This is a genomic window from Candidatus Flexifilum breve, assembly GCF_016713355.1.
This window is the reverse complement of sequence record NZ_JADJPI010000020.1, coordinates 24,497-32,452: the sequence shown is the minus strand read 5'-3', so window position 1 is coordinate 32,452 and position 7,956 is coordinate 24,497. Positions and strand designations below refer to the sequence as shown.

Sequence of the window (7,956 nt, the reverse complement as noted above, 5' to 3'; positions counted from 1 at the left end):
CCGGGCTGCCCGTGCTGTCGGAAAAAGCCGCCTACCGGAACGCGGGCAGATGCGCGCGCCATCGCGTCGCCAAAAAGCGATCAAACGGGCGTCCTGCATGGTCACGCAGAATTACCGCTACACACCGCTCGCGCAGACCGTCAAGCGGGTGTTGCAGTCGGGGACTTGGGCGACATCGGTGCGCGGTGAGCGCGCTTCTTCAAAGGCCTCGCATTTTGGCGGTTTCCGTGACGAAATGGACTATCCGCTCATTGTCGATATGGCGCTGCATCACTTGACATGCTGCGCTATTTCCTGAATGCCGATCCGGTTAGCGTGTATGGCAAAGCTGGAATCCCCGTGGAGCTGGTACAAGAGCGATGCATCTGCCGCTGTGACCGCCCATTTCAGCAGTGGGGCGGTTGTCAACTACACGGGGTCGTGGTGTTTCACAGGGTCAGGAAAACTCGTGGGATCGTGGATTGGCGCTTCGAGGTGCGCTTAACGGGGTGCTGCTGACCGTGCAGGATGACAGAGTGTACGTGCAGCATTTGACGGGACTTGAGGATCACGGCGGTGTTCATTTCACCACACACGACGCGTTCCTAGAAGTGCTGCTCGTGCCTCTGGAACTTCAGGCGCAAGTTTATCTGCTGCACGAATTCTAAGATGGTCACGAACGGTGATGCCGGGGACACCGTGCCAGGATAACGTCAAAACGGTCGAGTTTGTTTTTGACGTGGTGGAAATGTTCAAGACCGGCGCGCCAGTCACACGCTGACTCTAGGAAGACTTCGAAGGATAAATCATGAAACTTGGCGTGTTTATCGCAGCCTTTGCCAGTATGGAATTTGAAGCAGTGCTGGACTATGTCGCCCCGATCGGCGTCAATGCCATCGAGATTCCCGTCGGTGCCTATGTGGCGATGCAAGCACTCAAACCCGCGCAAATGCTGCACGATGAGTAGCGGTTGTCGGGAGTTGAAAGCTGCGATCGCCGCGCGCGGGCTTTCAATCAGCGCGTTGAGTGCTCATGCCAACCCGCCGCACCCGAATCCCCGCCATCGGTCAACCGCACCGAGAGGCGGTCAAGAACGGGATCTTGATGGCGGAAAATCCTCGGCGTGGAGACGGTCACTTTTTCCGGCTGCCCGGGTGGCGCTCCCGGAGACATGACTCCAACTGGGTCCTGCCCCTGGCCGACGGATTAAGCGAACCGTCAAATACCAGTGGGAAAAGGTCACGATCCCGTATTGGAAAGAGATCAATGCCTTCGCCGATCAGCGCGGCGTGCGCACCGCCATTGAAATGCATCCCGGCTGCAGGCAAGTTCGCCAGCGCCGAGCCGTCCTCGCACTCCGTGACGCGGTCGAGTAAGAATATCGGTGCCAATTTCGATCCCAGTCATTTTTCTGGCAGGGTGTCGATCCGGTGTTCGCTATTCGCCGCCTCGGCGATGCGATCTTCCACTTTCACGCGAAGGCAGAGTGATCGATCCGGTCAATGCCAACGTGAACGGGGTTCTGGATACCAAGAGCTACAGTGACTTCATCAACCGCAGTTGGATGCTCCGTACTGTCGGTTGCGGTCACAGCGAAAGTGCGTGGCGCGATATGGTGAGCAATCTGCGCCTTGTCTGATACGATGGGGCGCTGTCCATTGAGCATGAAGACGGCTGATGTCGCAGAAGGAAGGTTTCGAAAAAGCCGCGCACTTCCTCCAGAACATTCTCATCAAAGACGATGCGGGGCACGCATTCTGGGCATAGAGGCAGCGCGGCGATGAGCGGTTTCCGGCATGAAGTCGATCTCAATCGTCGGGTCTAGATCGGCGAGGTGGTCTCCAATACGCCGCGCTTCGCCCAGCCCGCCGAACAGCCGATCATCGTCCGCTCGGCGGCGCGGGTCGTGTCGCTGGCCGCTGTGGTCATCGCCGTGATCGCCAGCCGTCTTCATCGTCACCTCGACCATGCTCAGCGCTTAGCCGGATTCGCCAGCGGGCAGCGCCGTCGGAACTTTGAGTGGGCTGCCCCAGAGTGCCTTCAACAACCTTCCCCTCACTGGAGTATAGGATGGCGGTCGTGATCCCAGGAGTTAGGCGGTGACATGGCCAATCTCTACGTCCTCAAGCTGAACTGTGGCTGCGGCAAGTGCTCGGCCCGCAGGCTGGTTTTCGTGATGGGCAGTGGGAAGCGATTGAAGCGTTGGCCCAGCAGCGGCAGCGGGTGCTGGTAGTGCAGCGCACGGGTTGGGGCAAGAGTCTTGTCTATTTCATGGCGACCCGCCTGCTGCGCGCACAAGGGGCGGGCGTGACCATCCTCATCAGTCCGCTGCTCTCCCTGATGCGCAACCAGATCGAGTCTGGCGGCGCACTGGGGCTGCGCGCGGCCACGCTCAACAGCGATAACGCGGATGACCACCCTGTCATCGAACAGGCGTTGCTGCGCGGCGAGATCGATCTGCTGCTCATTTCACCTGAACGCCTCGCCAATGATCGCTTTCAGGCGCAAGTCTGGTCGAGGCTGCGCCAACAGGTTGGTTTGCTGGTGGTTGATGAGGCGCACTGCATTTCCGATTGGGGGCACGATTTCCGTCCGAATTACCGCCGCATCATGCATCTGTTGACGGAGATCCCGGCGGGCACCCCGGTGATCGGCACGACCGCGACCGCCAATGATCGAGTGGTCAAGGATGTCGCGGAAATCCTCGGCGCGGGCTTGCATATTCAGCGGGGATCGCTCACCCGTGAAAGTCTGTCGTTGTACGTCTATCCCGATCCGCTGGATGCGGCGACCCGGCTGACCCTGCTGTCCATCTCTTACGCAGTATTCCCGGCAGCGGCATCATCTACTGTACCACGACCCGCGACTGTCGGCTGGTGGCGGATTGGCTGCAGGCGGATGGCGTGAATGCCAAGCCATATTTTGCCGATGTTGAGGCGGTGGGCTCGGAGGATCGCGCGGAGCTGGAACGGCAGTTGATGCACAATCAGGTCAAGGCGTTGGTGTCGAGTGTCGCGCTCGGCATGGGCTTTGACAAAAGCGACCTGCATTTCGTCATCCATTATCAACTGCCCGGCAACATCATCAGCTACTACCAGCAGATTGGGCGCGCGGGACGTGGGATCGATAAGGCGTACATCGTGCTCATGCATGGCCCCGGCGATGAAGATATTCAGCGTTATTTCATCGACACGGCTTTCCCGCTGCCCGAGCAGGTCAGGGCCGTGATTGCCGCTGCGCGCAGCCCAAGTCGCGCGCGGAACTCCAGCGCGATGTGAACGCCCGGTTGTCCGTCCTGGAGAAAATCCTGACCCACTTGGAGGTTGAAGGATTATCGAGAAGCAGGACTCGGCTTATGTGCTGCGGCGGAGCAATACTGAACCGGACTATGCGCGGTGGCACACCGTCACGCAGATGCGCTATGCCGAACTCCGGCATATGCAAGAGTATACGCGGGAGCAGGGCTGCCTGATGCGCTTCATCGCCGCTGCCCTTGATGATCCGCACCCGCCGCAGCGGTGTGGTCGCTGCAAAAACTGTACCGCGGCCGCGAGTAAGTTTCAGCCGGACGCCAGCGCCGTCGCGCGGGCTCAGCGGTTTTTGCGGGAAGGCAAACCGCTCACCTTTGAACCGCGCCGCCGCTGGTCAGCCGGACTGCCGGGCTTCGCCAAAACGACCGATATCCGCGTGAATCAGACGGGCCTGGCCTTGTGTACCTATTACGATGAGGGCTATGGCGCGCTGGTCCGACGGGAACGGACGCACAGCGTCCGCTACAGCGACGAACTCGTCGCGGCCTCCGCCAAAGCCCTGACCGAGCACCTGCGCTCGCTGCCCACGCCGCCGCGCGTGATCGTGCCCGTGCCCTCGCTGCGCCGCCCGACGCTGGTCGCCGACTTAGCCGCGCGGCTTGCCCAGCAGGTCGGTTTGCCGCTGGTGAACGTTCTGGAGCACACCGTGCAGCATCCGCCCCAAACCGAGATGCGGAATAGCTATCAGCAGGCGCTCAATGTGCTGGAGCGCTTCACGGTGACTAACGGCTTGAACGGGGAAACCGTGCTGCTTGTGGATGATGTGGCCGACTCGCGTTGGACGCTGACGGTACTCGGCGATCTGCTCCAGCGGCACGGGGCTGGAGCAGTGTATCCGTTTGTCATCGCCGTCACGAATACGTCGGATTAAGCGCCTGAAACAGCAGGGGCGGTTTTCTCAAGTAGGTTCTCGAAAGAAATCCACGAACGGGTGTAGGGGCGCACCTGCGTGTGCGCCCACAACCGGGCAGACACGTCGGTCTGCCCCTACACAAGAACAATTTGGTAGCTTACTTCAGCCGCGCAGCGGTCGCCTAGAACCGGCGGCGCTGCTGCGACTCAGTCCGACCCAGCACGCGATATTCGTACGGTGTTTTCCGCGCTTGATCAGCGTCCGACAGCGTCAGGCTAACCGGGCAGTGGTTCGGGCGTGGGCTGCGCGGCTTTGGTGAACGCCCATGGCCCGCCTTCCAAACACTCGATCTGGCGGAAGTTTTGGTCGAGTGGGTACACGTACCAGCGATACGTCCCGCCCGCGGGCAGCTCGCCGAGGTCAATCGTTTCGTTTTGCCGGAGTTCCACGACTCGCTCGAACATGCCCCCATCCGGCTTGTAGATGCGAATGAGGTTGCGCGGTGCGCGCGGCCCACGCCAATTGAAGGTGATTGAACCCGTGCCGCTCACGTTCAGCGTGCCGTTCATCGGCGTCAGCACTTCCCACGGCACGCACTCGATGCCCGACCCGCCCACGCTCCCCGGAACATGCAGTTCGACTCCCACCGAGATGATATTGATATCGCGCAGGCAGTTCGCTTCGGCAATCTCCTGTACGGTCGTGTTGAAGCGCGCGGCGATATTCACCAGTACGTCGCCGGGTTGAATGGTATAGCGTCCGCCCCAGTCGTCGCGCCGGCGGCAGACAATCGTCGCCGTGGGTGATGGGGTTTCCAGCCCGTGAACACCTTCCAGCGCGGTGTCGAGGTTGAGCGTCGGCGTTTCTGTGGGGCGCAGTGTGTTCGTCGGGTAGGGCGTCAGCGTCGGCGGTTCGAAGGTTGGCGGCGGCAGCAGCGTGCGCGTCGGCGTCAGCGAGGCCAGCGGCGTGCTCGGCGGGATATAGACGGCATCAACGCGCGCCGCCAGCGCCGGATCATGCGAGACAATCAGGAAAGTCGTGCCCTGAGCCGCTGCCAGCGCGCGGAACAGGGCGAGAATCCGTCGGGCGGTCTGTGTATCGAGTCCGCTGGTCGGTTCATCGGCGAGAATGAGCGGCGGTTGAGCGGCCAGCGCCCGCGCGATGGCGATGCGCTGTCGTTGCCCGCCGGAAAGTTCCGCGGGCAGATGATCCGCCCACGCGCTCAAGCCCACCGCTTCGAGCGCATGCGCGGTGCGTCGCCGCCGCTCCCCGTAGCTGATGCCGCGCAAACGCAGCAGCAGGTCAATGTTTTCGGCGGCGGTGTAGGTCGGCATGAGCGTATAGTTCTGGAAGATGAAGCCGATCTGCTGGCGGCGGAACTGGATGCGGCGGCGTTCGCCCAACCGGGTAATGTCCACGCCCTTGATCGTGATGCTGCCCGCCGTCGGCATATCCAGCGCGCCGATCAAATTGAGCAGCGTCGTTTTGCCCGATCCCGACGCGCCAAACAAGGCGATCAGTTCACCCGGCTGGACAGAGAGGTCAACGCCGCGCAGGACCTGCGTCGCCCCGTAATGCCTGGTCACACCGCTGACGATCACGCTCATGCTGACCGTCCCCGACGCAGCAGGGAGAAGCGCCGCTTGGGCGGTGGCGCGTCGGGGGGGAGTGCGTCGTCGTCGCCGAGAGCCGCTTCGGGACGCAGCAGCACACCATCCGGGCGGATTTCGAGCGCGATGCGGGCGGCGCTGCTCAGGTAGTCGCGCGCCGTATCCGGCAGGCGAACGCGCCCGCCTTCGTCCAGCACGGGCGTTTCGTCGTCGGTGACATCCTGCCCGAGTGCGCCATCGCGCAGCGTCAGCACGCGGTCGGCATGCTTGGCGATTTCTGGATCGTGTGTCACCATGAGCACGGTCAGACCATGCTGGCGGCGCAGTTCCGCGATGAGCGCCATGATCTGCGCGGACGTGCTGCGGTCGAGCGCGCCTGTTGGCTCATCGGCGAGCAGCAGTGGCGGGTGATTCGCTAGCGCGACGGCCAGCGCGACCCGCTGCCCCTGCCCGCCGGAGAGTTCGCCTGGGCGTTTGTGCAGGTGCTCACTCAGGCCAACTTGTTCGAGCAGTGTCCGTGCGCGCTGATTGCGTTCGCGTGGCGACACCCCGGCCAGCAGCAGCGGCAGGGTGACGTTGTGCAGCGCCGTGCGCTGACTGAGCAGATTCTTGTTCACCTGCTGCCAGATGAACCCGACGCGGCGCAGACGATAATCGGCCAACTGGCGGCGGGTGAGCCCCAGCAGATTCAGCCCATCGACGCTGACCGCGCCGGCCGTTGGGGTGTCGAGCGCGCCGATCAGGTTGAGCAGCGAGCTTTTGCCCGCGCCGCTCGGCCCGACGATCGCGACCATTTCCCCGCGCCGCATCTCGAAATCGATGCCGCGCAAGGCGATGAGCTCGTGCCCGCCCACGCGATAGACTTTGACGACCCGCCGACAGGTGATCATGTGCCCACCACCACATCACCCTCGTTCACACCGCTGAGAATTTCGACGCGCTCGTCGGTCTGCAAACCGATCTGGATGTCTGCGCGGCGCTGACCTTCCGGCGTTTGCAGCACGACGAAGATGCGATTCTGGAAGGTGCGAATCGCGGTCGGCGGCAGCCACAGCACATTCGTCCGCGTCTCCAGCGGCATGGCCATCTGGATAATCTGCCCGGACGGGACATCGGGCAGGGTCGCCGCCACACGCACCGTTTGATCGGCGTCGTTGGGTGTGAGCGGGACGCGCCTGACGATGCACTGCACGGCGGTTGCGGGCTGATTCAGCACGCTGCACACCCCCACCAGCCCGACCCCCATCTTTTGCGCATCGGTGTAGGTGACATTCGCAATCGCTTCCAGCGGCTGCGGGCGACCGACGGTGATCGCGAGTTTGTAGGCAGTCGCCTGATCGCCCGGCTGAATGGCAATTTCCAAGACCACCCCATCGATCGGTGCATACAGGGACGACCGGGCGATATCCGCCTGAATCTGATCGACGCGGAGCTGCGCGGTTTGCAGCGCCTGCGCATCTTCCGACGAACTCGCGCCGGCCTGGGCCCGCTCCAGCTTGATCTCGGCATCGCGTACTGCATTTTCGGCCTGTTCCAACTGCACCTGATAGTTCGCCCACGCCTGCCCGGCGGAGCCGAGACTGATCTGCGCGCTGCGCACGCCCTCCTGCGCGGAGATCAGCGCCTGATAGGCCGAATCAACCGCGGTCGCCGGGCTGTCCGGTCGGCTGATGACGTCGTCATAGGCGCGCTGCGCTTGCTCAAGCTGGCGCTGGGCGGTTTCCAACCCGAGGCGCGCATTTTGACTCTGCTGCCACGGGCTGTTGTTGCGCGTGGATTCCAGTGACAAGTTCGCGTTCGCTAACACCAGCTCCGCGTCGACGATGCTGTTCACACTGCCGGACTCATCGGCGGCCGCCGCTTCTGCCGCGTCCAGCTGTAGCTGCGCGCTGGCCAGCGCTTCTTCGAGATCGGTGATGTCCAGATCGGCGAGGAGCTGTCCGGCGGTCACCGTATCCCCGCGGCCTACGAGCACCCGCCGCACTGTTCCTCCGGTCTCGAAGCCGAGCGCATTCTGATCGCGCGGGAGCCAGCGGCCCTTGAATTCGTACAGATTCGTGACGTCGCCGCGCTGCACGACATAGTTCGTCGGGGCCAGCGCGGGCGGTGTCGGGATGGGCGTCGAGGTCGGCGGGAGGTTCTGCGCCGCCGAGTCCGCGCCGGGTAGTTTGTCCGGTACACGCGGCGAGCAGCGAGCCAAATA

General features: G+C 62.9%; 10 protein-coding genes and 1 pseudogene. 7 read left to right on the top strand and 4 right to left on the bottom strand.

The genetic code is table 11. The annotated features are described in order from the left end of the window. From IPK17_RS18385 to IPK17_RS18370, 4 genes and pseudogenes are all read left to right on the top strand, one after another. Positions 1-298: pseudogene (locus IPK17_RS18385) on the top strand (hypothetical protein); the annotation flags it as partial. 163 nt (positions 299-461) lie between these two features. Further along, on the top strand, positions 462-647 hold the full coding sequence (locus tag IPK17_RS18380) for a hypothetical protein (protein WP_343419153.1): 186 nt from the start codon (positions 462-464) through the stop codon (positions 645-647). A 140-nt stretch (positions 648-787) separates the two neighbouring features. Continuing rightward, entirely contained in the window at positions 788-946 is a 159-nt protein-coding gene (locus IPK17_RS18375; RefSeq protein ID WP_343419152.1) for a hypothetical protein, read from the top strand. 519 nt (positions 947-1,465) lie between these two features. Continuing rightward, positions 1,466-1,618, top strand: coding sequence for a hypothetical protein (locus tag IPK17_RS18370; protein ID WP_343419151.1), 153 nt, complete (start codon positions 1,466-1,468; stop codon positions 1,616-1,618). 93 nt (positions 1,619-1,711) lie between these two features. On the opposite strand, the gene IPK17_RS18365 is transcribed toward IPK17_RS18370, so the two are convergent. Beyond that, positions 1,712-1,948, bottom strand: coding sequence for a hypothetical protein (locus IPK17_RS18365; protein WP_343419150.1), 237 nt, complete (start codon positions 1,946-1,948; stop codon positions 1,712-1,714). Between the two features lie 179 nt (positions 1,949-2,127). Between IPK17_RS18365 and IPK17_RS18360 the strand changes: the two genes are divergently transcribed. The 3 genes from IPK17_RS18360 to IPK17_RS18350 all read left to right on the top strand — a co-directional run bounded on the left by IPK17_RS18360 (position 2,128) and on the right by IPK17_RS18350 (position 4,161). After that, positions 2,128-2,886, top strand: coding sequence for a DEAD/DEAH box helicase (locus IPK17_RS18360; RefSeq protein ID WP_343419149.1), 759 nt, complete (start codon positions 2,128-2,130; stop codon positions 2,884-2,886). After that, the gene (locus IPK17_RS18355) at positions 2,856-3,257 is read left to right on the top strand and encodes a helicase-related protein (RefSeq protein WP_343419148.1); all 402 of its coding nucleotides are present in this window, start codon (positions 2,856-2,858) and stop codon (positions 3,255-3,257) included. Before IPK17_RS18360 ends, IPK17_RS18355 begins: the two co-directional genes overlap by 31 nt. A gap of 79 nt (positions 3,258-3,336) precedes the next feature. Beyond that, on the top strand, positions 3,337-4,161 hold the full coding sequence (locus IPK17_RS18350) for a ComF family protein (protein ID WP_343419147.1): 825 nt from the start codon (positions 3,337-3,339) through the stop codon (positions 4,159-4,161). Between the two features lie 257 nt (positions 4,162-4,418). Here the strand turns inward: IPK17_RS18350 and IPK17_RS18345 are convergent, their stop codons facing one another. From IPK17_RS18345 to IPK17_RS18335, 3 genes are read right to left on the bottom strand one after another with little or no spacing between them, the layout of a single operon-like run. Then, positions 4,419-5,750, bottom strand: a complete 1,332-nt coding sequence (locus tag IPK17_RS18345) for an ATP-binding cassette domain-containing protein (RefSeq protein ID WP_343419146.1) — start codon at positions 5,748-5,750, stop codon at positions 4,419-4,421. Next, positions 5,747-6,643, bottom strand: coding sequence for an ABC transporter ATP-binding protein (locus IPK17_RS18340; protein ID WP_343419145.1), 897 nt, complete (start codon positions 6,641-6,643; stop codon positions 5,747-5,749). The genes IPK17_RS18345 and IPK17_RS18340 overlap by 4 nt, the downstream gene beginning before the upstream one ends. Next, positions 6,640-7,953, bottom strand: a complete 1,314-nt coding sequence (locus IPK17_RS18335; protein ID WP_343419144.1) for an efflux RND transporter periplasmic adaptor subunit — start codon at positions 7,951-7,953, stop codon at positions 6,640-6,642. The genes IPK17_RS18340 and IPK17_RS18335 overlap by 4 nt, the downstream gene beginning before the upstream one ends. Between the last annotated feature and the right edge of the window lie 3 nt (positions 7,954-7,956).

Bases quoted from the DNA above. Each gene is read 5' to 3' on its own strand.
- IPK17_RS18340 (WP_343419145.1), bottom strand. From the start codon at position 6,643: ATGATCACCTGTCGGCGGGTCGTCAAAGTCTATCGCGTGGGCGGGCAC.
- IPK17_RS18365 (WP_343419150.1), bottom strand. From the start codon at position 1,948: ATGGTCGAGGTGACGATGAAGACGGCTGGCGATCACGGCGATGACCAC.
- IPK17_RS18345 (WP_343419146.1), bottom strand. From the start codon at position 5,750: ATGAGCGTGATCGTCAGCGGTGTGACCAGGCATTACGGGGCGACGCAG.
- IPK17_RS18375 (WP_343419152.1), top strand. From the start codon at position 788: ATGAAACTTGGCGTGTTTATCGCAGCCTTTGCCAGTATGGAATTTGAA.